16 protein-coding genes are annotated in these 24197 nt (G+C 72.7%); 11 read left to right on the plus strand and 5 right to left on the minus strand.

Annotated elements, in window-relative coordinates:
- The first annotated feature begins 13 nt into the window (after positions 1 to 13).
- The 5 genes from ACZ3II_RS37600 to ACZ3II_RS37620 all read left to right on the plus strand — a co-directional run bounded on the left by ACZ3II_RS37600 (position 14) and on the right by ACZ3II_RS37620 (position 6483).
- Complete coding sequence (locus ACZ3II_RS37600) at positions 14 to 1240, plus strand: efflux RND transporter periplasmic adaptor subunit (protein ID WP_465524483.1); 1227 nt, start codon at positions 14 to 16, stop codon at positions 1238 to 1240.
- Entirely contained in the window at positions 1237 to 1977 is a 741-nt protein-coding gene (locus tag ACZ3II_RS37605; RefSeq protein ID WP_465524485.1) for an ABC transporter ATP-binding protein, read from the plus strand. The genes ACZ3II_RS37600 and ACZ3II_RS37605 overlap by 4 nt, the downstream gene beginning before the upstream one ends.
- Entirely contained in the window at positions 1974 to 3176 is a 1203-nt protein-coding gene (locus tag ACZ3II_RS37610; protein WP_465524487.1) for an ABC transporter permease, read from the plus strand. The genes ACZ3II_RS37605 and ACZ3II_RS37610 overlap by 4 nt, the downstream gene beginning before the upstream one ends.
- Before the next feature lie 19 nt (positions 3177 to 3195).
- On the plus strand, positions 3196 to 3702 hold the full coding sequence (locus ACZ3II_RS37615; protein WP_465524489.1) for a hypothetical protein: 507 nt from the start codon (positions 3196 to 3198) through the stop codon (positions 3700 to 3702).
- Between the two features lie 63 nt (positions 3703 to 3765).
- The gene (locus ACZ3II_RS37620) at positions 3766 to 6483 is read left to right on the plus strand and encodes an AAA family ATPase (RefSeq protein ID WP_465524491.1); all 2718 of its coding nucleotides are present in this window, start codon (positions 3766 to 3768) and stop codon (positions 6481 to 6483) included.
- Between the two features lie 212 nt (positions 6484 to 6695).
- On the opposite strand, the gene ACZ3II_RS37625 is transcribed toward ACZ3II_RS37620, so the two are convergent.
- Entirely contained in the window at positions 6696 to 8801 is a 2106-nt protein-coding gene (locus ACZ3II_RS37625) for an acyltransferase family protein (protein WP_465524493.1), read from the minus strand.
- 105 nt (positions 8802 to 8906) lie between these two features.
- Entirely contained in the window at positions 8907 to 10073 is a 1167-nt protein-coding gene (locus ACZ3II_RS37630; protein ID WP_465524495.1) for a dipeptidase, read from the minus strand.
- Positions 10074 to 10235: 162 nt separating this feature from the next.
- Between ACZ3II_RS37630 and ACZ3II_RS37635 the strand changes: the two genes are divergently transcribed.
- Together ACZ3II_RS37635 and ACZ3II_RS37640 are read left to right on the plus strand one after the other, a co-directional pair.
- A complete protein-coding gene (locus tag ACZ3II_RS37635) occupies positions 10236 to 11279 on the plus strand; it encodes a glycoside hydrolase family 26 protein (RefSeq protein ID WP_465524497.1) in 1044 nt (347 codons plus the stop codon).
- 165 nt (positions 11280 to 11444) lie between these two features.
- On the plus strand, positions 11445 to 13592 hold the full coding sequence (locus tag ACZ3II_RS37640) for an acyltransferase family protein (protein WP_465524623.1): 2148 nt from the start codon (positions 11445 to 11447) through the stop codon (positions 13590 to 13592).
- A 161-nt stretch (positions 13593 to 13753) separates the two neighbouring features.
- On the opposite strand, the gene ACZ3II_RS37645 is transcribed toward ACZ3II_RS37640, so the two are convergent.
- From ACZ3II_RS37645 to ACZ3II_RS37655, 3 genes are read right to left on the minus strand one after another with little or no spacing between them, the layout of a single operon-like run.
- A complete protein-coding gene (locus ACZ3II_RS37645) occupies positions 13754 to 16540 on the minus strand; it encodes a DUF7824 domain-containing protein (RefSeq protein WP_465524499.1) in 2787 nt (928 codons plus the stop codon).
- The gene (locus tag ACZ3II_RS37650; RefSeq protein WP_465524501.1) at positions 16537 to 17880 is read right to left on the minus strand and encodes an SWIM zinc finger family protein; all 1344 of its coding nucleotides are present in this window, start codon (positions 17878 to 17880) and stop codon (positions 16537 to 16539) included. The genes ACZ3II_RS37645 and ACZ3II_RS37650 overlap by 4 nt, the downstream gene beginning before the upstream one ends.
- A gap of 9 nt (positions 17881 to 17889) precedes the next feature.
- Positions 17890 to 18636, minus strand: a complete 747-nt coding sequence (locus ACZ3II_RS37655; protein WP_465524503.1) for a hypothetical protein — start codon at positions 18634 to 18636, stop codon at positions 17890 to 17892.
- A gap of 167 nt (positions 18637 to 18803) precedes the next feature.
- On the opposite strand from ACZ3II_RS37655, the gene pgi reads away from it, so the two are divergent.
- The 4 genes from pgi (at position 18804) to ACZ3II_RS37675 (ending at position 24155) form a co-directional block, all read left to right on the plus strand.
- Positions 18804 to 20435 (plus strand): glucose-6-phosphate isomerase, encoded by a 1632-nt coding sequence (gene pgi / locus ACZ3II_RS37660; protein WP_465524505.1) that lies wholly within the window; start codon positions 18804 to 18806, stop codon positions 20433 to 20435.
- Positions 20436 to 20468: 33 nt separating this feature from the next.
- Positions 20469 to 21536, plus strand: coding sequence for a winged helix DNA-binding domain-containing protein (locus ACZ3II_RS37665; protein WP_465524507.1), 1068 nt, complete (start codon positions 20469 to 20471; stop codon positions 21534 to 21536).
- Between the two features lie 63 nt (positions 21537 to 21599).
- Positions 21600 to 22907, plus strand: a complete 1308-nt coding sequence (locus ACZ3II_RS37670) for a glycosyl hydrolase family 18 protein (RefSeq protein WP_465524509.1) — start codon at positions 21600 to 21602, stop codon at positions 22905 to 22907.
- A 102-nt stretch (positions 22908 to 23009) separates the two neighbouring features.
- Positions 23010 to 24155, plus strand: coding sequence for a dienelactone hydrolase family protein (locus ACZ3II_RS37675; RefSeq protein ID WP_465524511.1), 1146 nt, complete (start codon positions 23010 to 23012; stop codon positions 24153 to 24155).
- Positions 24156 to 24197: the final 42 nt, after the last annotated feature.

Consider the following 24197-nt stretch of genomic DNA (forward strand, 5'->3'; position numbering starts at 1 on the left):
GAGAGTGTGCGGCATGAAGGTACGTCTGAGCCGCCACCCGTCGTTGGTGGTCAACGCCGTGATCGGCGTCGTGCTCGTCGCCGGGGCCTGCACGGTGTACGAGACATTTTCCTCTTCCGGCGACGGGGCGACGACGGCGACGGCCTCCGAGCGTACGGTCACCGTCCAGCAGGGCACGGTGACCAGGACCGCGACCGCGGACGGCACCCTGGAGAGCGCCAGCACCGCGAGCGCGACCTTCGAGACCAGCGGCACGGTCACGGCGATCAGCGTGAAGGTCGGCGACAAGGTCAAGAAGGGCCAGGTGCTGGCCAAGGTCGACCCGGCCGCCGCGCAGCGGGCCCTGGACGCCGCCGAGGCCGACCTGGACGCGGCCCGGGACGCCCTGGACCGCGCCGAGACCGCCGCCTCGGACACCACCGAGGCCGAGAACGAGGTCGCCAAGGCCGAACTCGCCGTGGACGAGGCCGAGTCCGCGGTGGACGGGACGGTGCTGACCGCCCCGATGGCCGGCACGGTCACCGCCGTCAACGGCACCCTCGGCGGCTCCGCCTCCGGAAGCTCCGGCTCGTCCGGCTCGTCCGGTGGCGGCACCTCCGGCGGCGGCTCGGGCAGCACCGGCGGCGGCAGCAGCTCGTCGTCGTCGAGCAGCAGCGGCTTCATCGAGATCGCCGACCTGACGAAGATGCAGGTGGCGGCGAGCTTCGCCGAGGCGGACGCGACCAGCCTCAAGGAGAAGCAGGTCGCCACGGTCACCTGGAACGCGCTCAGCGGCGTCTCGCAGAGCGCCCGGGTCGCCGCCGTCGACCCGTCCGCGACGACAGCGAACAGCGTGGTGACGTACGGCGTCACGCTCACCCTGGACAAGGTGCCGGCCGGCGCCAAGGTCGGCCAGACCGTCTCGGTGTCGGTCACCACCGGATCCAAGGAGAACGTGATCCTGGTCAACGCGGCCGCCATCACCAAGGCCGGCAACCGGCGCACCGTCACCGTCGTCGCGAACGGCGTGCAGGAGACCCGGGCGGTGGAGATCGGCCTGGAGGGCGACGCGGCCACCGAGATCACCTCCGGGCTCACCGCCGGCGAGCAGGTCGTCGTCACGACCACCTCGACCAGCACCAGCGGCAGCCAGCAGGGCGGCATGATGGGCGGCGGCGGTTTCGGCGGCTTCTCCGGCGGCGGCGCGCCGGGCGGCGGGGCTCCCGGCGGCGGCACGGGCACCCGGGGTGGCGCCCGATGAGCAAGCCGGTCATCCAGGTCACGAACCTGAAGAAGATCTACGGCGAGGGCGAGGCGACCGTGCACGCGCTGCGCGGGGTCTCCCTCACCGTGCAGCGCGGTGACTACGCGGCCATCATGGGCTCCTCCGGCTCCGGCAAGTCGACCCTGATGAACATCCTCGGCGCCCTCGACATCCCCACCTCCGGGCAGTACCTCCTGGACGGCGTGGACGTCAGCCGGCTCTCCGACGGCCAGCTCGCGCTGGCCCGGAACCGGCTCATCGGCTTCATCTTCCAGTCGTTCAACCTGATCCCGCGGACCACCGCCGTGGCCAACGTGGAACTGCCCCTGGCGTACGCCGGGGTCAAGGCGAGGGAACGCCGCCGCCGCGCGATGGAGGCCCTGGACATCGTCGGCCTGGCGGACCGTGCCGGCCACGAGCCCAACCAGCTCTCCGGCGGCCAGCAGCAGCGCGTCGCGGTGGCCCGGGCCCTGGTCACCGAACCGGCCCTGCTGCTCGCCGACGAGCCCACCGGCAACCTGGACTCCACGTCCACCGACGACGTGCTGCAGGTCTTCGACGACCTGAGCGCGGCCGGCCGGACCATCGTGATCATCACGCACGAGGACGAGGTGGGCGCCCGCGCCAAACGGCTGATCAAGCTGGTGGACGGGTCGATCGTGCTGGACCGGCGGCAGTCGCCGCTGCACCTGCCGCCGGTGGGCGCGCTCGCGGGCGGGCGGCACGCGCGGTGAACTTCTTCGAAGTGGTCCGTTTCGCGCTGCGCGGCCTGAGCGCCAACAAGCTGCGGTCCGCGCTCACCATGCTCGGCATCCTGATCGGTGTCGCCGCGGTGATCCTGCTGGTCGCTGTCGGCAACGGCTCGGCCAAGGCGATCAGCGACCGGATCGAGGCGCTGGGCACCAACACCATCACCGTGATGAGCACCGGCCGCGGCGGCTCCAGCAGCACGTCGCTCACCAGGGACATGGCCGACGCGCTGGTCGACGCGGAGCTGGCCCCGGACGTCCGGACGGTGTCGCCGGTGGTCAGCTCGTCGTCGGCGACGATGACGTACGAGGGCGCCGACCACACGGTCGCCACCTTCGTCGGGACCACGCCGGCCTGGTTCACCGCCTCCAGCACCCCGGTCGGCAAGGGCGCCGGGTTCACCGCCGACGACGTGGATCAGGGCCGCCGGGTGGTGGTGATCGGGCAGACCGTCGCCGAGGAGCTGTTCCCCGGGCTCGATCCGATCGACAAGCAGGTCACCGTCGGCGGGGCGCTGTTCACCGTCGTCGGGGTCCTGGAGGAGAAGAGCTCCACCGGCTTCCAGGACGGCAACGACACCGCGGTCGCGCCGCTCACGGCGGTGCAGCAGGTGCTCACCGGGTACGGCGCGCTCACCTCGATCATCGTCGAGGCGAACGACCCGGACAACGTCGACAAGGTGCAGAGCCAGGTCTCCACGGTCCTGAACCAGAAGCTCGACGTCGACGCGTCGTCGGGCAGCACCCCGTACCGGATCCAGAACGCCTCGTCGCTGCTGGAGACCCAGACCGAGACCGCCGGCACCTTCACCACCCTGCTCGGCGCGGTCGCCGCGATCAGCCTGCTGGTCGGCGGCATCGGCATCACCAACATCATGCTGGTGACGGTGACCGAACGGACCCGCGAGATCGGCATCCGCAAGGCCCTCGGCGCGCCCCGCCGGGTGATCCTCACCCAGTTCCTCATCGAGGCGAGCCTGCTGAGCGTGCTCGGCGGCGCCCTCGGGGTGGCCGCCGCCCTGATCGGCGCCCAGTTCGAGATCGTCGGCGTGAAGCCGGTGATCGTGCCCAGCTCGATCGGATACGCCGTCGGTGTCTCCATCGCGATCGGGCTGTTCTTCGGCGGCCTGCCCGCCGCCCGCGCCGCCCGCCTGCGTCCCATCGACGCGCTGCGCTACGAGTGAGGACCCGGTTGTGACAACGATGAATGACGAGACAGCCATCATTCCCGCGATTGACGACGACCTCTCCGCGGAACTGGCCGCCGCCGCGCCGAAGAGGTGGTGGAACAAGGGCACCGTCGGGCTCGGGGTGGCCGCCCTGCTGATGGGCGGCTTCCTCGGCGGCGTGCAGGCCCAGAAGACGTGGGGGGTGAGCCCCTCCCCGGCGGCGAGCGGGTTCCCCGGCGGCGGTCGCTTCCCGGGCGGCATGGGCGCGAGCGGCGCGCCGGGAGGATTCGGCCAACAGACCACGGCGGCCTCCGCGGAGAAGGGCGCCACCGGCAAGGTCAAGCTGGTCAACGGCAAGACGATCTACGTCGAGACCGCGGACGGTACGGTCGTCACCGTCAAGACCGACGGCACGACCACGGTGAACACCGCCACCAAGGGCAAGCTCAGCGACGTCAAGGCCGGCCAGTCGGTCACCGTCCAGGGCGAGACCGCCGGTGACGGCTCGGTGACCGCCACGAGTGTGACCGCCACCAAGTGACAGCGGTGTGACATACCCGGGAATTCATTGATACGGATGTCTCCCGGTCCCTAGTCTGGCCGCGTGCCTGATCTGCACGGCCGGGAGGCACTGCTCGCGGCTATCGAAGCCCGGCTGGCCACCGGTGGCGGCGTGGCCCTGCACGGGCCGCCCGGCATCGGCCGGTCCGCGCTGCTCGACGCCGTCGCCGACCGGGCCGCGGCCCGTGGGGAGCTGGTCCTCCGGCTGCGCCCGGCCCCCGGCGAGCGGACCCTGGCGTACGCCGGGGTCGCCGACCTCGTCCGCCAGGTCCCGGCGGGCGCGGTCGCCGCCCTCGCGCCCGCACCCCGCCATTCGCTCGCCGCCCTGTGCCGGGGCCGGGCCTCCCGCACCGGCGCGCCGGCCCTGGTCCGGCGCATGGTCCTGCCGGAGCTGCTGGCCCGCTGCGCCCGTGCCGCCCCGGTGCTGCTGGTCCTCGACGACGTCCAGTGGCTCGACCCCGAGTCGGTCGAGCTGATCGGTTTCGCGATGCGCCGCCGCCCCGGCCCCCGGGTCCGGGTGGTCGCCGCCGAACGCCGTCCCGGCCGGTCCCGCGCGGTCCGGCTGTGCCCCGCCCCGGCGCTCGAGACGGCAGTGCCCCCGCTGTCGCCGGACGACCTGACCGCCCTGCTCGAAGCCCGGGGACTGCCCTGCCGGACGGCCAGCCGGCTGCACCGGGAGAGCGGGGGCAACCCGTTCCTGGCCCTCGCCCTGGGCGGCGCGGTCGCGCCCGGCGCCACCTGGCGGCCCGCGCCGCTGCCGGAGAACGTCCGTGACCTGGCCCGGGAACGGCTCGCCGGCCTGAGCGCCGCGGTCCGCCGCACCCTGCTGACGGCGGCGCTGGCGACCGAGCCGACGGTCACCCTGCTGCTGCGGGCCGGGCGCGACGAGGCGTCCGGCGAGCTACGGGACGCGGTGGCGGCCGGGGTGGCCGAGCTGGCCGGGGAGCGGATCCGGTTCACCCCGCCGTTGCTGGGCCGGGTGCTGGCCGACGAGACGCCGGCGGCCGAGCGGAGCCTGGTGCACGCGGAGCTGGCCGCGGCCGCGTACGACCCGGTGGAAGCCCTGCGCCAGCAGGCCCTGCGCACCGCCCGCCCGGACGCCCGGGTGGCCGCCGACCTGGCCGCCGCGGCCGGCCGCCTCGCCCGGCACGGCGCCGAACGGACCGCCGCCGAGCTGTACCTGCTGGCCGCCGACCGCTGCCCGCCGGAGCTGTCCGCGGACCGTCTGGACTGGCTGGTCACCGCCGCCCGCACGGCGATCACCGGCGGGGCGCCCGAGGTGGCCGGACGGGCCGCCGAGGCGGTGCTGGCCGCCGGGGCGCCGCCCGCGCACCGGGTCCGGGCCCGCCTGGTGCTGCTCGACCTGGCCGGTCAGGCGCTGTCCGAGATGGGGGAGACGTTCGCCGCCGCGCTGGCCGAGGCCGGCGACGACCCGGAGCTCGCCGCGCCGGTCCGGTTGCGGCTGACCTTCGCCGCGTTCCTCGCCGGGGACCTGGACGCGGCGGCGGCCGAGGCGCGGCGCGCGGAGCGGGCGGCCCGGCTCGCCGGGGACCCGACCATCGAGGCGATGGCGCTGACCATCGTCGCGTCGATCCAGCGGGTGCGGGGCGTGGCCGGCTGGCGGGACGCCCTGGACCGCGCGCTGGCGCTGCCGGCCACGCCCGCCCCGGACTGGCTGCATTACGGCCCGCACTACATGGCCGCCCGCTTCGCGCTCTTCGACGACCGGCTCGACGAGGCCCGCGCTGAACTCCTCGCCCTGCTCGCGGTCGCCGAGCACGACCGGGTCGGCGAGGCCCGGGTCGAGGTGCTGCGCAGCCTCTCCGAGGTGGCGACGCGGGCGGGCCGCTGCCAGGAGGCCCTACGGTACGGCCACCGCGCGGCCCGTGCCGCCCAGGAGGCGGGCCTGAGTCCCGGCCCCACCTGGTACACCGCCGCGGTGGCCGAGCTGGCCGGGGGCAGCCTGGCCGCCGCCGCCGGATTCGCCCGCCGGGGCATCCGCTCCTCGCACCAGGAGGGCGACGGCCTCTACCTGCGGCGCAATCTGCACGCCCTGGCCCAGGCCGAGGTCCGGTCCGGCGACACCCGGGCCGCCGTCGCCACCCTGCGCCGGCTGCACGATCTGGAGGCCGGGGCGGGCAGTGCCGACCCGATGATCGTGCGCTGGCGGGCCGACCTGGCCGTGGCGCTGGCGCTGTCCGGCGAGCACCGGGCGGCCGCCGCCACCCTGGAGCTGGCCCGGGCCGGTGGGGCGGCAGCGCACACCGGCTACCTGGACCGGGCCGCCGCGGTCGTCGCGTCCGAGTCGGGCCGGGCCGACGCCGCGGTGGAGCTGGCCGCCGTCGCCGCCCGCCGGTTCCAGGACGCGCGGCAGCCGGTCGAGCAGGCGCACGCCCTGCTGGTGCTGGCCGGGGCGGAACGGCGGCGGCGTCGCTACGCGGCCGCCCGGCAGGCGATCGGCGAGGCCCTGACCCTTTTCCGTACGTCGGACGCCCGGCCCTGGACCGTCGAGGCGGAACGGATGCTGACGCGTACCGAGGGGGCGCCCGAGCAGGGCCTCACCTCGACCGAGCTGCGGATCGCCGGGATGGTCCGGGACGGCGCCAGCAACCGGGAGATCGCCACCCGGCTCTACCTGAGCGTGAAGACCGTCGAGGCGACGCTCACCCGGGTGTACCGCAAACTGGGCGTCCGGTCGCGTACCCAGCTACTTTCGGCTCTTCCCGCCCTCGCGGTGGGGGAGATCACCAACCGGTCATGACCTGCTGCTGAGCGCTGCGGAGTGACCCGGCTTACCCGGATCCAGTGGTCGCCATCACTTTCGTGCCGGGAGTTTTACCTGGTGGATTTGGTGTGGACGCGGAAGTGGGAGATCGTAGGACCTGTCAGCCCGGCCGGGACCGTCCCCCGGCCGCCGCGATGATCCGTACGGAACCCCCGGCATGCGATTCGTGTGCCGGGGGTTCCGCGTCTCTACTTCTTCTTCGCCGGCGGGAACAGCGCCGGGTCCAGCAGTGGGGTGAGGGTCCGCGCGAACGCCACCGTCATGTGCCCCTTGTCCCGGTAGACCAGGGTGTCCCCGATGACCACCGGGCAGACGTCGGTGCAGAACCACGGCGTCGGGTCGACCACCCGTACGCCCGCGGTCCTCGCCGCCCCGGCGATCAGGGCCCGCCGCTTCGGCAGGGTGATCGCCTTGCCGACCGGGCTGTTGCACACGGTGATCTTCTTGGGGTTCTTGGTCAGGCAGTTCGGCACGATGTCGTTCGGCCACGGGGTGTCCTGGATCAGCACCGCCGGAATGCCCTTGACCTTCGCGAACGAGTCCGCCCACGCCTGCGCCCACAGGCCGTCGTTCTGGGCGCCCATCGGCTTCGCGACGGGCTTGCCGGAGGCCTTCAGCAGGCCGCCGTTGTCGCCGTCGTGCGAGGCCAGGACGACCAGGTTCGGCTTCTCCTGCCGGACCCGCTCGAACACCGCGTCCCGCCACTTCGGGCACTCGTCGTAGGACCGCTTCAGCGCCGGCTGGTAGACCAGCACGTCGGCGATCTGGCAGGCCGACTTGGTCAGCGCGACCAGGCGCCACTTGTGCTCGCGGGCGACGGCGTCGACGGTGGTGAACCAGTGGCCGGCGTGCGAGTCGCCGATCAGGAACATGGTCCTCGTGCCGGCCGGGTCGCCGTAGACGCACGGCCGGATCGTGTTGTCCCGGTGGTCGACGTGGCACTTGTCGGCGTTGTGGGCCGGCAGCTCGGCCGGGGAGGTGACCGGCGGGGTCAGGTTCGCCGGCATCCGGGTGGCGCCGATCGACCTCGTGATCAGCGCGGTCATCGCGGCCTGCGGGTCGGTGGCGGTGTCCAGCCCGGCGGCCAGGCCCGGCGCGGCGGCGGCGGTCGGGACCGGCGGGGTGTGCCGGCTGCCGACCGCCCCGGCGACCGCGACCAGCGACGACAGGGCCAGGCCCACGGCGAGGCCGGTACGGGCCCTCGCGCGCAGCGGCTTGCTGTTGCGGAACGGGTTCTCCACCAGGTGGTACGTGATCAGCGCGAGCACCAGCGAGCCCACGGCCAGGGCCACGTTCACGACCCGGGTGGGCTCCTTGTCCAAGGCGTACGGGCCGATCATCAGGACCGGCCAGTGCCACAGGTACCAGCCGTACGACAGCTTGCCGATCTGCCGCATCGGCCAGATCCCGAGCAGCGGGCCGGAGCCGCCGCGCGACGGGTTCATCCCGGCCGCGATCACGGCGGCCGTGCCCAGGACGGGCAGGAGGGCGGCGTACCCGGGGAAGGAGGTCTCCTCGGTGAACAGCACGGCCGAACCGAAGATCGCCAGCAGGCCGGTCCAGGACAGCGCCACCGAGAGCCCGGACGGCATCCGGGCGATCCGGGCGGCGCCGACCGCGAGCAGCGCGCCGGCGCCCAGCTCCCAGGCGCGGGTGTGCGAGCCGAAGTACGCCCACGGGGCGGCCTCGCCGGTCTGCCACACGCTCAGCGCGAGCGAGACCGCGGCGAGCACGGACAGGGTGGCGATCAACAGGCGGCGGCTGCGGAACGTGAGCATGATGAGCAGCGGCCACACCACGTAGAACTGCTCCTCCACGGCCAGCGACCAGAGGTGCTGGAGCGGGGAGGGCTCGGCCGCGGCGGCCAGGTAGTCCACGCCCTGGGCGGCCAGCCGCCAGTTCATCCCGTAGAACGTGCTGTACAGCGCGTCCACAGCGATGTCGTGGAACCGGGTGGCCGGCAGGAAGAACCAGGCGGCGGCCACCGTGGCCAGCACGGTCACGGTCGCGACCGGCAGCAGCCGCAGCGCGCGCCGGGCGTAGAACCGGGTCAGCGAGATCCGGCCGGCACGGGCCTGTTCGGCCAGCAGCAGCGTGGTGATCAGGAAGCCGGAGATGACGAAGAAGACGTCGACGCCGACATAACCGCCCTCGAACCGGCCGATGCCGGCGTGCGAGAGCACGACCAGGGTCACGGCTATGGCGCGAAGGCCCTCGATGTCCGGCCGGAACCCGGACGAGTGGCCTCTCGCGGGGGTCGCTGCGGCGGTGGCCGTCTGCGGTGGGGAAGACACGGTCGACTGCACGGCGGATTTGACCAGAGCACAGCAAATCAAAGGGGTACGGAAGGTTAACGGGAAATGAACGAGCCGCCCGTGTGGCGGGCGGCACAGTTCGTATCACCGGGGCCAGAGGGGTTCCGCGGCGTGCTCCTCGGCGTCCCGCAGCGCCCGCAGGATGTTGCGGTTGGCCAGCTTCGCCAGGTCCTCCCCGGACCAGCCACGGTCCCGCAGCCCGTCCAGCAGCCGCGGGTAGCACGAGACGTCGGCCAGGTCGTCCGGCACCTCCGGGGTGCCGTCGAAGTCGCCGCCGATGCCGAGGTGATCGATGCCGGCCACCTCGCGGGCGTGTTCCACGTGCGCGATCACGTCGGCGAGGGTCGCCGCCGGCTTCGGGTGCGCCGCCAGCCACCGCTGGAAGGCCGGCTCGGCGGCCGGGTCGTGCGGCGGCGTCACCGGAACGTGCGCGGGATCCTCGCCGGGGTGCGGGGCGCGGGGCCAGTCCGTGCCGTACGCGGGCAGGCCGAGCCGCTCCCACGCGGCGTCCGCGGCGTGCTGCCAGTCCCGGACCGCGGCCGACACGAAGAAGGACACGAACGTCAGCTGGACGACGCCGCCGTTGCCGGGCAGTCGGGATAGCACGTCGTCGGGGACGTTGCGGGGATGGTCGGTGACCGCGCGGGCGCCGGAGTGGCTGAAGATCACCGGGGCGGTGGCCTCGTCCAGGGCGTCGCGCATGGTGTCCGCGGAGACGTGCGAGAGGTCGACGAGGACGCCCAGGCGCTGCATCTCCCGTACGATCGCCCGCCCCTCGGCCGTCAGGCCGCCGTGCACCGGATCCTGCGTCGCCGAGTCCGCCCACCCGGTGTGATGGTTGTGGGTGAGCGTGACGTAGCGGATGCCGAGCCGGGCCAGCGACCGCAGCACCCCCAGCGAGCCGGCCAGGCAGTGCCCGCCCTCCACGCCGAGCAGCGAGGCGATCCGGCCGCTCTCCACGGCCCGCTCCACGTCGGCGGAGGTGTAGGCCATCACCAGATCGTCCGGGTAGGCGGCGACCATCCGGTGCACCAGGTCGATCTGCTCGCACGTGCTGACCACCGCGGCCGGCTCGGACAGGTCGGACGGCACGTACACCGACCAGAACTGGCCACCCACCCCGCCGGCCCGCAGCCGCGGCAGATCGGTGTGCAGCGGCGGTCGCTCCCGGTCCAGGCCCGCCACCGCCGAGCCGTGCCACTCGCGCAGGCGCATCGGCAGGTCGTTGTGGCCGTCGATGATCACGTTCATCCTCTCTGGCTACCCCCAGGCGCCCCGGAGAGCAAGCCTTCCGCGCCCGTTTCACCGCAACCGGGTGGCACCGGCACGGGCACTGAGCACGCACCCGCCGCCCTGGAATCTCTTTCACATGCCCGGTGCGACAACGCGCCGGACAGACCGGGGGAGTTCATTTTGCGACTGGCCAAGCTGCCGAAGTTCCTGACAGCTCTGACCGCCGTGATCGCCGGCGCCGGAGCCGCCCTGGCCCCGTCCGCCGCGCAGGCCGCCGCTCCGGCAGCCGACTGCGTCACCGACGCCAAGCTCGTCCCGTCCTGCAACGTCCTCTGGGGCGGCGCGGCCGGTGGCTTCACCTCCACGCCGCGTGACCTGGCCCTGAAGAGCTGGGAGCAGGCCAGCGGCCGGACCGCCACGATCTTCCACCAGTACCACAAGGGCAACGAGGCCTTCCCGACCAAGGCCGAGATCGCCATGACGAACGACCCGGCGAACCCGCGGGTGCTGCTGGAGAACTGGAAGATCGCGTACGGCTCCACCTGGGCCAAGGTCGCCCAGGGGCAGCAGGACAAGCGCATCGACGCCTTCGCCAAGCGTGCCAAGGCGTACGGCAAGAAGTTCTTCCTGGTCCTCAACCACGAGCCGGAGAACGACGTCGTGGCCCGCAAGGGGTCCGGCATGGAGGCCAAGGACTTCGCCGCGATGTACCGCCACACCATCGAGCGGCTGCGTGACCAGGGCGTCACCAACGTCGTCAACGTGCTCGCCTACATGGGCAACGAGAAGTGGATGGCGCAGTCGTGGTGGGCCGACCTCTACCCCGGTGACGACGTCGTGGACTGGATCGGCCTGGACTCCTACGTCTCGGCCGAGAAGGGCTACTACCACCACGGCACCTTCGCCGACCTGCTCGACCGCAAGCCCAAGAAGGGCGGCCTCGGCTTCTACGACTGGGCGACCACCAAGCACGCCGGCAAGCCGGTCATGGTCGCCGAGTGGGGCGCGTACCACCGGGTCGGCAAGATCGCCGACAAGTCGTTCGTCTACGACAGCGTCCTCGCCGAGCTGAGGAAGCGCCCCGCCATCAAGGCGATCGTCCACTTCGACACGAAGCAGGACGATCAGGGCGACCGCGACATCAGCATCGACAGCACCGAGGCGAGCCTGGCCGCCTTCCGGAAGCTGGCCGCCGACCCGATCTTCCACGTCGAGATCAACTGATCTTTCCTCCCCCTGAGAAGCGCCGTCCGGTCCCCCGCCGGGCGGCGCTTCTCCCGTTCCGTGGTCGATACCTCACCGGCCGGCCGAAATCTGTGGAATCTCCTCGCGTTCACTGCTCGTTTACCTGTTGTTTGCCATGACCTGTTGAAATCCGCCGTGTCCCAGATGTTGATCAACTCGCCGCGCCCGGAATCAGGCGCGGCTACGCCCGTTTCGGGGCATTCCCGGTTCCGCCCTGACATCGAGGGGTTACGCGCTGTAGCCGTAACGCTCGTCGTTCTCTCGCACGCCGGGATCGGGCGGTTCGAGGGCGGTTACGTCGGCGTCGACGTGTTCTTCGTCATCTCCGGGTTTCTGATCACCGGTCTGCTGCTCGCCGAACAGGGCCGCAACGGCCGGATCGCGATGGGACGCTTCTACGCCCGGCGGGCCCTGCGGCTGCTGCCGGTCGCCACCGTGATGGTGCTGGCCACCGTGGCAGCCGCCTGGTTCTTCCTGCCCGCCACCCGGTTCCACGACATCACCGTCGACGCGCTGTACAGCACGTTCTACGGCATGAACTGGCGTCTCGCCGGCCAGGGCGTCGACTACCTCGCCGCCACCGCCGAACCCTCCCCGCTGCAGCACCTCTGGTCGCTCGCGGTCGAGGAACAGTTCTACCTGATCTGGCCGCTACTGATGATCATCACCTTCCGTAGCCGCCGCCTGCTCATCGCCGGCCTGTCCACCATGGTCGCCGTGTCGCTGGCGCTGAGCGTGTGGCAGACCGGCACCGCCGCCCCGTGGGCGTACTTCGGCTCGCACACCCGCGCCTGGGAACTCGGCGTCGGCGCCCTGCTCGCCGTCGGCGCCACCGCGCTGGCCCGCCAGCCGCGCATGGTCTCGGTCGTGCTGTCCTGGACCGGCCTCGCCGCCGTCATGGTCGCCGCCGTCCTGTTCACCGAGGAGACCGCCTTCCCCGGGTACGCGGCGCTGCTCCCGGTCCTCGGCACCGGCGCGGTCATCGCCGCCGGCATGCGGGAGGCCCGCGGCGGCGCCGGCACGCTGCTCGGCATCTGGCCGATGCGGCAGATCGGCAAGCTGTCGTACGGGTGGTACCTGTGGCACTGGCCGGCCCTGATGATCGGCCCGGCCGCGTTCGGCGTCGCACCGACCCTCACGGTCAACCTGGCCCTGGCCGCCGGTTCCCTGGTGCTCGCGCTGATCACGTACCACCTGGTGGAGAACCCGTTCCGCAACAGCAAGCCGCTGCGCGCCAAGGCCCGCACCGGTCTCGCCGTCGGGCTCGCCCTGTCCTCGGCCACCGCCCTGATCGCCGGCATCGGCGGCCAGAACACGCCACCCATCCCGACCGGCCCCGCCGCGCCCAGCCTCGCCGCCGAGATCACCGGCGCGGCCGACCCGCAGGCCCGGCTCACCCAGCTGATCGCCGCGTCGGCCGCCAGCGCCCGGATGCCGTCCAACCTGTATCCGACGGTCGTCCAGCCCAACCCGCCGCGCCCCCCGATGCCCGACGGCTGCCGGCTCAACTACGCCGACGTCGACTTCGAGCCGTGCGTCTACGGCGACCCGGCCGGCGCCAAGACCATGTTCCTGATCGGCGACTCGCACGCCCACCACTGGTTCCCCGCCGTCGACAGGGCCGCCCGGAACCGGGGCTGGCGCCTCGTCGTGCTGACCAAGTTCTCCTGCCAGGTCCCGCAGGTGCTGGTCTACAACACGGCGCTGAAGCGGCCCTACACCGAATGCGTGCAGTGGCGGGACAAGGTGTTCGCCCGCATCCGCCAGGAACGCCCACAGATGGTGATCCTCGCGTCCAACGACCTCGACAACGGCGGCATCCTCGACGAGGCCGGCAAGAAGATCCCCACCGCCGGGACCGCCGACGACGCGATCTGGGCCGACCGGTGGAAGCAGTCGTTCCGCAAGCTCGCCGGCGTCCCGATGGTGCTGCTGCAGGACACCGCCTGGCCGTCCGGGGTCGCCCCGACCTGCCTGGTCACCAACGCGCGCGAGGTCGGCGCCTGCAACCGGCCGCGCGGGCAGGCCGTCGCCGAGCCGAACCGCCGGGCGCTGGTGGCCACGGCAGCCCGCGCCGCCGGGATCCGGGTCGTCGACCCGGTGCCGTGGCTGTGCACCGACGTGTGCCCGCCGGTCATCGGCGACACCCTCGTCTACTGGGACAACAGCCACCTGACCGTGGCCTACACCGAGGCGGTCGCGCCGCTGATGGAGCGCGCCCTGTTCACCCCGGCGAAGCCCACCGTCCCGGCGAAGCCCGGCACGGTGACCAAGCCGGGCACCGGCAACTGACGGCCGGCCGTCCCGCTGTGTTGATTCCGGCCGCGTTACGCGGCCGGAATCAACACACGAAGACCGCGCCGCCCGCCCCGGTCCCGCCCTCCTGACCGAGGGCGGCGCCGCGGCGTTCGCATGTCCGGGCCGAACGTCAGCCCGCCCGGTTGCCGCACCGTTCAGGCCGGGGCGGTCAGCACGGCCCGCAAGCGCCGGGACTCCTGAACCAGGCGCGACGACCCGGGGCGGCCGGCGACCTCGGCCAGACCGGCGACCGGAGCGCGGACACCCAGGGCCGCGGCGACCTGGGTGGCCAGCTCCAGCAGCTCCGGCACGGCCCGCTGACCGGTCGGGAGCAGCGGTGGCAGGGCGGCGGCGAGCAGCTCCCACACGGCGGCGGAGGCCCCCGCCCGGTGCACGTCGGCCAGCGCCGGGATCACCCGGTTGAGCTTCACCGTGCCGTCGGCGGCCAGGTCCGCCAGAGCCACACCGGCCGCCGCCGCGAACGACCCGGCGCCGGCCGTCCCGGGCGCACCGCCGCCCGCCCCGGATCCGGCCGGGGCCGCCCCGGCGCCGGCCACCCGGGGCCCACCGCCGGCCGCGCCTGGCCCGAGTGCGGTGGGGTCGGCGGCGAGGGTCAGGAAGGCGTCGACGGCGGCGGCCCGGTCGCTCTCCTGCTTGGCGCCGAACGTGTAGGCCAGCCCGGTCGCCAGCGCCGGGCCCACCGGCCCGCCGCACTCGGCCAGCAGCGGCAGCAACCGGCCGGCGCCCTTCTGGTCCTGGTCGGCGAGGGCGGCCAGGTCACCGAGCGCCCAGGCGGCGGCGACCTCCCGGTGATGCGGCAGCACCATGGCGAGCACCTCCTCGATGCCGGCGAAGTCGTCCGGGGTGTAGATCGGATGCGCCGGCGGGGTGAGCGTGAGCAGTTGCCGTTCCAGCCGCAGGCCCCCGTCCCGGGAGGGGCGCAGGGTCGCCGTCACCCGGCGTGGCACCGCTCGGTCCCAGGTGTGCGACCCGTCCGCGTTCCTCTGGCCGAGCTGCACGAACGTCGCGCTGACCGGGTCCGGCAGCCCGCCCGAGGCGAGCCACTGGGCGAACTGCCGCCCGGCCGGTGACGTGAGCGCCGCAGCCCCGGCGGTCACTGCCGGGTCCACGGCGCCGCGGGGCAGCCGCAGCAGCGCCTGCTCCAGGTCGAAGGACCACGGCTGCCGGCCCTCGGCCTCGGCCCGGCTCAGCCGCTCCAGCAGGACCGCCGGATCGATGCTCCCGTTCACGTGGGTGGGGGTGGCCACCAGCTCCGGCGCCATCGATCCGCTGATGTGGACGGCGATCTCGGCGGCCCGCAGCGCGAGCACCCCGTCCGGGCCGCTGGACAGGGTGGAGTTCGTCCCGCCCCGGCGGCCCTCCTGCCAGGCGGTGCGCACCGCGCTGTAGAGGCGCTGGTGCGCGCTGTCGTGCCGGGGCTGTGCCGTGACCATCCGGATCGCGGTGGCGAGGCACACGAACGGCGAGCCCGCGTTCCACCGGCTCGCGGCGAACCAGTTCGGGTACCGCTCGATCAGGGGGCTCAGCGCCGCGGACAGCGTGTCCCGGTCGGTGTCGGCGTGCAGCGCGACCACGGCGGCCAGCACCCGCTCCCACCGGACGCCGGACTGCTCGTGCAGCAGCACCGCGATCTCCTCGGCCAGCTCGCCGGGTGAGCCGATCGGCGGCGGCATCAGGGCCGGCCCGGCGGGCGGCGGCAGCGCGGGCGGCTCGGCCGGCCCGGTGGCCGGGAGGGCGTCCCCGAAGAGGGTGGCGGCGCGGGCGGGCAGGTCGCCGGCCAGGATCTCGGCGGCCCCGGCGAGGCGGGCCACGCTCTCCGGGGCGAGCCGGGGGAGCCGCTTGGCGATCATGGTGAGCGCCCGGTCCTGGATGTCGAGGGCCGGATGGCCGAACGCGTAACTGATCGTCTCGTAGACCTCGCCGGCCCGGTCCGGCTCCCGGCGGGCGGCTTTCTCCAGCCAGGACAGCTGGGCCTTGACCAGGGTCTTCTCCCGGCGCAGCAGGACCGTGGAGCTGACCTCGAGCAGATCGTCCAGGTTGAGGCGGCCGGCCTCGCCGAGGGCCCGCAGCAGCGGCTGGGCGAGCGTGGCGATCGGGCCGGGGCCCTCGGCGAGCAGCCGCGTGTAGTCGACCGCGTGGGCGGCGATCTCGTCGACGGTCGGCGCCAGGGCCTCGTGCAGCAGGATGAACGGCCGCAACGCGTTCGGCTTGTCACCGCGGACCAGCCGGTCGACGGTCGCGGCCAGGACGGTCTTGCGTTCCAGCCGGCCCTCCGTGACCAGCGCGGCGACCGCCTCGGGGAACCGGACGGCGTTCCTGCTGACCGAGACGCTGGAGATGTCGGCGCCCAGCCCGTCGACCTCGAAGACCGCCGGCAGCAGCAGATCGAGGTGCTCGTCGTCGCGCAGGCGCACGGTCAGCGGCGGCAGGCAGCGGCCGCTGGGCCGGATCAGACCGGCCAGCCAGCCCCGCACCACACCCTCGGTGACCGGCGGTGGCGTCCCGCCGGCGCGCAGCAGGGCGGCCACGAACTCCCACGCCTGGCCGTCCCGGACGTCGCGGGTGGGCAGCCGCGCGGCCAGCCGCAGCCCGAGGTCGCCGAGCCAGTCCACCTCGCGGGCGGCGGCGACGGCCAGCAGCCGGTCGGCGGACATCCACCGCCAGTGGTCGCGCACGTCCCGGCGGCTCAGCAGGGCCGCCGCCTTCGCCGCGCCGGGCGCGGTGCCGATCACGGCCAGGGCGAGGCCGGTGGCCGGGTTGGACGGGCCGCTCCACCAGTCGTGCAGTCCTTTGATGCCGGCCTCGAGGTGCGGGAAGAAGGCCAGCCGCTCGGCCTCGGGGGCGCCCAGCAGCAGCGCGGTGACGCCGGAGTGATCCGCGTTGACGGACCGCCGGAGCAGCACCGTCCAGTCGAGGCTCATGCCGTCACCTCGAACTCGTCCGCTGTCGTGTCGGCGCCGGCCAGGACCATCCGCACGGCGAGGGCGTGTTTGCACGGGCCGCGCTCCCCGCGGTGCTTGGCCCACCACGGGCAGGTGCAGGAGGTGGCGTCGCGGACGTGGTAGATCGCGTCGCCGCTGCGGACCGCCGAGACGTCCGGCCCGGCGGCGCCCACGGTGACCGCGCCGCCCGTGGCGAGGGCCCGCGCTCCGGCCAGGCGGGGGTTCATCTTCTCCACCACGGCCGCGGAGTAGGGCAGGGTGCGGTGGAAATAGCCGGCCTCGGCCACGTCGTAGCCGACCCGGCCGGAGGTGCCGAGCTGGGTCAGCGCGTCCCGGACCCGGCCGGTGTCCAGCCCGGACGCGGTGGCGAGCGCGTCCACGTCGATCGTCGGGTCCCAGGAGAGCAGGGCGCTGATCAGGTCGGCGTCGTCGGCGGCCTCGTCGCTGGCCAGGGACTCCAGGACGGCGCCCTCGCCGGAGAAGCCCCGGTACGGCTCGGGGGACAGGGTCACCGACAGCCGCAGGGTGGGTGTGGTCAGCTCCCAGGTGCTGGCGACCGGGCCGCTGCCGGCGGCCACTGCCGGGCCGTAGACGCGCAGCGCGGTCGCGTACCGCAGGAAGGGTCTGAGGGCCGCCAGCCGGCCGGCGCCCGGAAGGCAGACCGCGCCCGGGCCGGGCCGTGAGGTGAAGCGGAGCGTCCGCCCGGCGGGCACCGCCCACAGGATCGACCTGTCGGCGGCGGGCAGCCGGTGGAGCAGGATCCGGGCCTCGGCGACCCCGATCTCGGCGCGCGGGTCGAACCGGGCGGTGAGCACCTGCGCCTCGGCGAAGCCGCGCAGCCACCGCGACGGCAACGGCACCTTCCGCTCGACCAGCTCGCCGTCGAACGTGGTGACGGTGAGATCGTCGGGACCGACTGCGACGTGCAGCGGATCGGCGCGGCCGACCCGGGTCAGCGCCCGCTGCAACGGCAGGTTGACGTCCACGTTGGTGGTGCCGTGGGCGAGGATCTCCCCGTCCAGGCCGCCGGGGAGCACGTCCATCCGGGCGTAGACGCCGCAGCAGCCGGAGAACGACTCGAACCGCAGCCGGTCCGAACCGGCGGTGACCACCGGGTCCAGACTGGCCGGTGGCAGCGGCCGGAAATAGCGGGTGCGGGCCACCTCGGCGACGGCCAGCAGGCCGGTGGCGGCGGCGCCGGGGTCGGTCAGGAAGCCGGTGAAGAAGCGGGGGTGCGCCGCCGGGCCGCCGGAGGTCTGCAGGGTGAGCCCGTCGTCGAGGGCCGACGAGCCGAGGTACGAGTACGCCGCGGAAACCATGCGCAGAAACTAGAGGCCCGGTACGACATTTTCCGTTCGGAGGGCCGCCATCAGGCGTTCCTGCCCCTTCGCGGTGCCGATCCCGGCCCGTTCCCGCGGATGCGCGGCGTAGTGCCGGACCGTCGCGGCGAGGAGTTCCGGGGTCATGCCGGCTCCCTCGAACGGCAGGCTCCGGCGGATCACCACGCCCCGTACCGAGATCAGATCCCGCCGGGTGACGGCCAGTTCGACCTCCCCGATCCCGTCGTGGTGCGGCTGGCGCGGATCAAGGGCCTCCCACGGTACGGAGAACGCGCCCGCGCCCTTGTCCGCCCGCAGCCCGTCCGGGGTGAGGACGACGCCGACCCCGTGCCACTGTCCCCACAGGTATGTCACGAAGGAGCCCGCCACGAGTCCGAACGGGACCATCGACCGCAGTCCGTCGGCCACGATCTTGTCCAGGTAGAGCAGGGCCGTGCCGATCAGCAGCAGGTGAGCCGTCCCGGCGACATGACGGAAACCGATCAGCGGCGTACGGAACGCGCGCCCCGCCTCGTCGACCACGAACGCCCGGGCCAGCCGCGGCCCGGACTGCACGAGGCTGAGCAGCACCGCCGCCGGCGCCGCGGTCAGGAACCCGGCCATCAGCAGCGGCGCGAGCCGGTCCGGGGCGACGCCCGCGACGCGCGCGGCGAGGGCTGCCGCGACCAGCCCCACCGTGGTCAGCAGCACGGCCCGGCGGTGCCCGGCGAGGGCCGCCGACAACCTGAGAATCATCGGCGCATCGTAAGCGAGTGAGAAGAAGGACACTTCGGGACGGCGGGTACACCGGGGCTTCGGGGGGACTAACCTCGCGGGCAGGGCTGCGACCCGGCCGGTTCGCGGGTGCGCAGGCCGCGGGTCGTGCCACGATTTACGCGTCGTCCAGGTTCGGAGTGGGAGAGATGAGCGAGCACGTTTCCGAGAGCGCCGAATGGCAGTCCCTCCAGGGCCTCGCGGAGAAGTTCTCCGCCGTGCACCTGCGCGACCTGTTCGGCAGCGACCCACAGCGCGGTGAGCGCTACGCCGCCGAGGTCGCCGGGCTGTATGTCGACTACAGCAAGAACCTGATCGACGACGAGGTGCTGAGCGCCCTGTTCGCGCTCGCCCAGCGCGCGCGGCTGAGCGAGAAGATCACGGCGATGTTCGCCGGCGAGCACATCAACGTCACCGAGGACCGCGCCGTCCTGCACACCGCGCTGCGGCTGCCGCGCGACGCGCAGCTCGTCGTGGACGGGCAGGACGTGGTCGCCGACGTGCACGAGGTCCTGGACCGGATGGGCGCGTTCGCCGACAAGGTCCGCTCGGGGGAGTGGCGCGGCCACACCGGCGAGCGCATCCGGACCGTCGTCAACATCGGCATCGGCGGCTCCGACCTGGGCCCCGTGATGGCGTACGAGGCTCTGAAGGACTTCTCCCAGCGCGACATCGAGTGCCGTTTCGTCTCCAACATCGACCCCACCGACCTGTTCGAGAAGACGCGGGATCTCGATCCGGCGACCACCCTCTTCATCGTGGTGTCGAAGACGTTCACCACGCAGGAGACGCTGACCAACGCCAAGGAGGCCCGCGCCTGGCTGCTCCAGGGCCTCGGCGGGGACGCGTCCGCGGTCGCCAAGCACTTCGTCGCGGTCAGCACGAACGCCGCGAAGGTCGCCGACTTCGGCATCGACACGTCGAACATGTTCGGCTTCTGGGACTGGGTCGGCGGGCGTTACTCGCTGCCGTCCGCGGTCGGCCTCGCCGTCATGATCGCGATCGGCAAGGAGCGGTTCGCCGAGATGCTCGCCGGCTACCACGCCGTCGACGAGCACTTCCGCAGCACGCCGGTGGAGCGCAACGTCCCAGTCCTGCTCGGCCTGATCAACGTCTGGTACGACACGTTCCTCGGCGCCCAGTCGCACGCCGTCCTGCCGTACGCGCAGTACCTGCACCGCTTCGCCGCCTACCTGCAGCAGCTCACCATGGAGAGCAACGGCAAGTCGGTCCGGCTGTCCGGTGAGCCGGTCACCTTCCAGACCGGCGAGGTGTTCTGGGGCGAGCCCGGCACCAACGGCCAGCACGCCTTCTACCAGCTGATCCACCAGGGCACGAAGCTGATCCCGGCGGACTTCATCGGTTTCAGCGTGCCGAACCACGACATCGGCGAGATGCACGACCTCTTCATGTCGAACTTCCTGGCCCAGACCGGCGCGCTCGCCTTCGGCCGCACGCTGGAGCAGGTGCAGGCCGAGGGCACCGACGCGAAGGTGGCGCCGCACCGGGTGATGCAGGGCAACCACCCGACCACCACGATCCTGGCGCACTCGCTGACCCCGCAGACGTTCGGCCAGCTCGTCGCGCTGTATGAGCACATCACGTTCACCCAGGGCGTGATCTGGGAGATCAACTCGTTCGACCAGTGGGGTGTGGAGCTGGGCAAGGTGATGGCCAACCAGCTCGCGCCGAAACTGACGGCGGGGGAGAGCCCGGCCGACGACGCGGACTCGTCGACGAACACGCTGATCAAGCGGTACCGGGCGCAGCGCGGCCGCTGATTCCTGTCGTACCCCTTCGGTAGGTTCAGGGGCGTGGACGTGAACACGGCCCTGAGCCTCCGGATGACCAGCCTGCTGCTCGGCGAGCGGTCCCAGCCCGACGTGCTGGGCATCGCCGAGTGGTTCGGCGCCCTGCAGGCGCAGGATCTCAACAGCGTGTTGTGGTCGCTCGGCACGCGCCTGCCGGGGAGCACCCTGCCCGAGGTGGTCGCTGCGACCGAGCGGCGTGACGTGGTGCGCACCTGGCCGATGCGCGGCACCGTCCACCTGATCCCGTCCGCCGACGCGCACTGGATGCTGGAGCTGGCCGGCGTGCGCTCGCTGACCGGCGTGGCCAAGCGCTGGGAATACCTGGGCCTCGACGAGAAGACCGCGCACCGGGCGATGGAGATCCTGGCCGCCGCGATCACGGCGGGCGGCGGCCGCCTGACGCGATCGGCGTGCCTGGCCGCGCTCACCGAGGGCGGCATCGCGGTCGACGGTCAGCGCGGCTACCACCTGTTGTGGTACGTGAGCCAGCGCGGCGTGACGGCCATCGCGCCGAACGAGGGCGCCGAGCAGACGTTCGTGCTGCTGGACGAGTGGGCCCCGCGCCGGAACAGCCCGTCCCGCGAGGAGGGGCTGGCGATCCTGGCCCGGCGCTATTTCCGGTCGCACGGCCCGACCACGATCAAGGACTTCGCCGGCTGGACCGCCCTGACCATGGGCGACTGCCGGAAAGGCGTCGCCGCGGCCGGCCTGCGATCCGTGGACGTCGAGGGTGTGGAGATGTGGGCCGACCCGGAGGTGCTCGACGCGGGCCCGGTGACCGGCTGGCGGGCGCTGCCCGGCTTCGACGAGTACATGCTGGGTTACAAGGACCGGTCGATGATGGCCACCACCGAGCAGGTCGCCAAGATCATTCCCGGTGGCAACGGGGTGTTCCAGTCGACGCTGGTCCGTGACGGCCGGGTGATGGCGACCTGGAGACGCACCCTCGGCAAGAAGGCCGTGACGGTCACGGTGCTGCCACTGGCCGACTTCGACCTCGGCGAGGCGGTGCCGGCTCTGGAGCCGTACGCCGCCTTCGTGGGTCTGCCTTTAACTGTTAAGAACCCTTGATATTTACGCAGGTGAACTCCAGGATGTGTGGCACAGGTCGCACACGTAGTCGAGGAGTTCGTCATGAGCGTTCGCCGCAGGATGCTGGCCCTGGTCGCCGGAGCGGGGGTGGTGCTGGGCTCGGCCGTCGTCTTCACCGCCACCGGAAACGCCGCGGTGGCCTGCTCCTCGACCGTCTGGGCCGAGGGCGTCGCCTACACCGCGGGCCGGCAGGTCACCTACCAGTCGGCGCTGTACCAGGCGCGGGTCGACCACACCGCCTGGGCCGGCACGGGCTGGAACCCGGCCGCGACCCCGACGCTGTGGTCACCGCTGGGCGCCTGCACCGGCGGCCCTGGCCCGTCACCGTCCACGAGCCCATCGGCCAGCACCAGCCCGAGCGCCAGCGCCAGCCCGAGCCCGTCGACCAGCACCCCCACCGGATGCGGCGTCAAGGGCCGCCCCGCCGGCAAGGTCCTTCAGGGTTACTGGGAGAACTGGGACGGCGCCTCCAACGGCGTTCACCCCGGCCTGGGCTGGATCCCGATCAGCGACGGCCGGATCACCCAGCACGGCTACAACGTCCTGATGGCAGCCTTCCCGGTGATCCGCTCCGACGGCACCGTCCTCTGGGAGAACGGCATGGACGCCGGGGTGAAGGTGCCGACCGCCGCCGAGATCTGCGCCGCGAAGGCCCAGGGCGCGACCGTCCTGATGTCGATCGGCGGTGCGGCCGCCGGCATCGACCTCAGCTCCAGCGCCGTCGCCGACCGGTTCGTGGCGACGATCGTGCCGATCCTCAAGCAGTACCACTTCGACGGCATCGACATCGACATCGAGACCGGACTGTCCGGCAGCGGCAGCATCGGCACGCTGTCCACCTCGCAGGCCAACCTGATCCGGGTCATCGACGGCGTGCTGGCGGCGATGCCGTCGAACTTCGGGCTCACCATGGCGCCCGAGACGGCGTACGTGACCGGTGGCTCGGTGGTCTACGGCTCGATCTGGGGCTCGTACCTGCCGATCATCAAGAAGTACCTGGACAACAACCGTCTCTGGTGGCTGAACATGCAGTACTACAACGGCTCGATGTACGGCTGCTCCGGCGACTCCTACGCCGCCGGCACGGTCCAGGGCTTCACCGCGCAGACGAAGTGCCTCGCCGACGGCCTCACCATCCAGGGCACGACGATCCGGATCCCGTACGACAAGCAGGTCCCGGGCCTGCCCGCCCAGCCCGGCGCCGGCGGCGGCCACATGACGCCCGCGCTGGTCGCCCAGGCCTATCAGAGCGTTCCCGGCATCAAGGGCCTGATGACCTGGTCGATCAACTGGGACGGCTCGAAGAACTGGACCTTCGCCGACAACGTCAAGGCCCTCCAGGGCCGCTGACCCGCACCGGACCGTGACCCTGGCGAGAGTCGGGGTCACGATCATTGACATGCGGGAAAGGGCTTTCTAGCGTCGAGGTTCCCATCGATGGTGAGGAATCCGATGAAACGTCGTTCCGTGCTGTCCCTCCCCGCGGCGGCCCTCGCCGCCCCGCACCTGTCCGACGCCCTGGCCGCGGCCGGGTTCGAAGGGCCGTCGGTGATCGAGGGCAACCTGCCGGTCTTCCACGAGCGGCTCAAGGCCGAGCTGACGTTCCCGGCGGCCTACGACGGCGGTGACGTCCGCGCGTGGCGCCGCCGCGCCCGGGAACGGTTCGAGAGCCATCTGATCGAGCCCGCCGACCGTACCCCGTTCCGGCCGGAGATCATCGACGAGCAGCCCGGACCCGGGTACCGCCGCCGTCAGATGGTCTTCACCCTCAGCCGCAACAGCCGGGTCCGCGCCACCATGCTGATCCCCGGCGGCCGGGGACCGTTCCCGGCGGCGCTGCTGCTGCACGACCACGGCGCCAGGTTCGACATCGGCAAGGAGAAGCTGATCGAACCCTGGTACGACGACACCCGCCTGGCCTCGGCCCGCGCCTGGTCCGCGAAGTATTTCAGCGGCCGGTTCCTCGGCGACCACCTCGCCGCCCGCGGCTACGCCGTCCTCGCCGTCGACGCCCTCGGCTGGGGAGATCGCGGTGGCCTCACCTACGAGGGGCAGCAGGCCCTGGCCGGTAACCTCTTCCACCTCGGCTCGTCACCGGCCGGTCTGATGGCACGCGAGGACACCCGCGCCGCCGCCCTGCTCGCCACCCTCCCCGAGGTCGATCCGCGCCGGATCGCCGCTGTCGGTTTCTCCATGGGCGGCTACCGCGCGTGGCAGGTCGCGGCGCTCTCCGGCCACATCGCCGCGACGGTCTCCGCCTGCTGGATGACCGGCCTGAAGGAGATGATGGTCCCCGGCAACAACACGCTCCGTGGCCAGTCGGCGTTCTTCATGCTGCACCCCGGCCTGTACCGCCACCTCGACATCCCCGACGTCGCCGCCCTCGCCGCCCCACGCCCGATGCTCCTGGTCAACGGCGCCGACGACCCGCTCTTCACCGCCGAGGGCGTCGCCGTCGCCCACACCAAGATGGCCCGCGTCTGGTCCGCCCATCACGCCGCGTCACGCCTGCGCACGAGAACCTGGCCCGGCCTCGGCCACATCTTCACCGCGGACATGCAGGACGACGCCTTCCGCTGGCTCGATCAAACCCTCTAAACCCTGCGGCGGTACGCACGGAGACGTCCCCAACCGCACCAG

It is taken from the genome of Actinoplanes sp. NPDC019969, assembly GCF_055562375.1.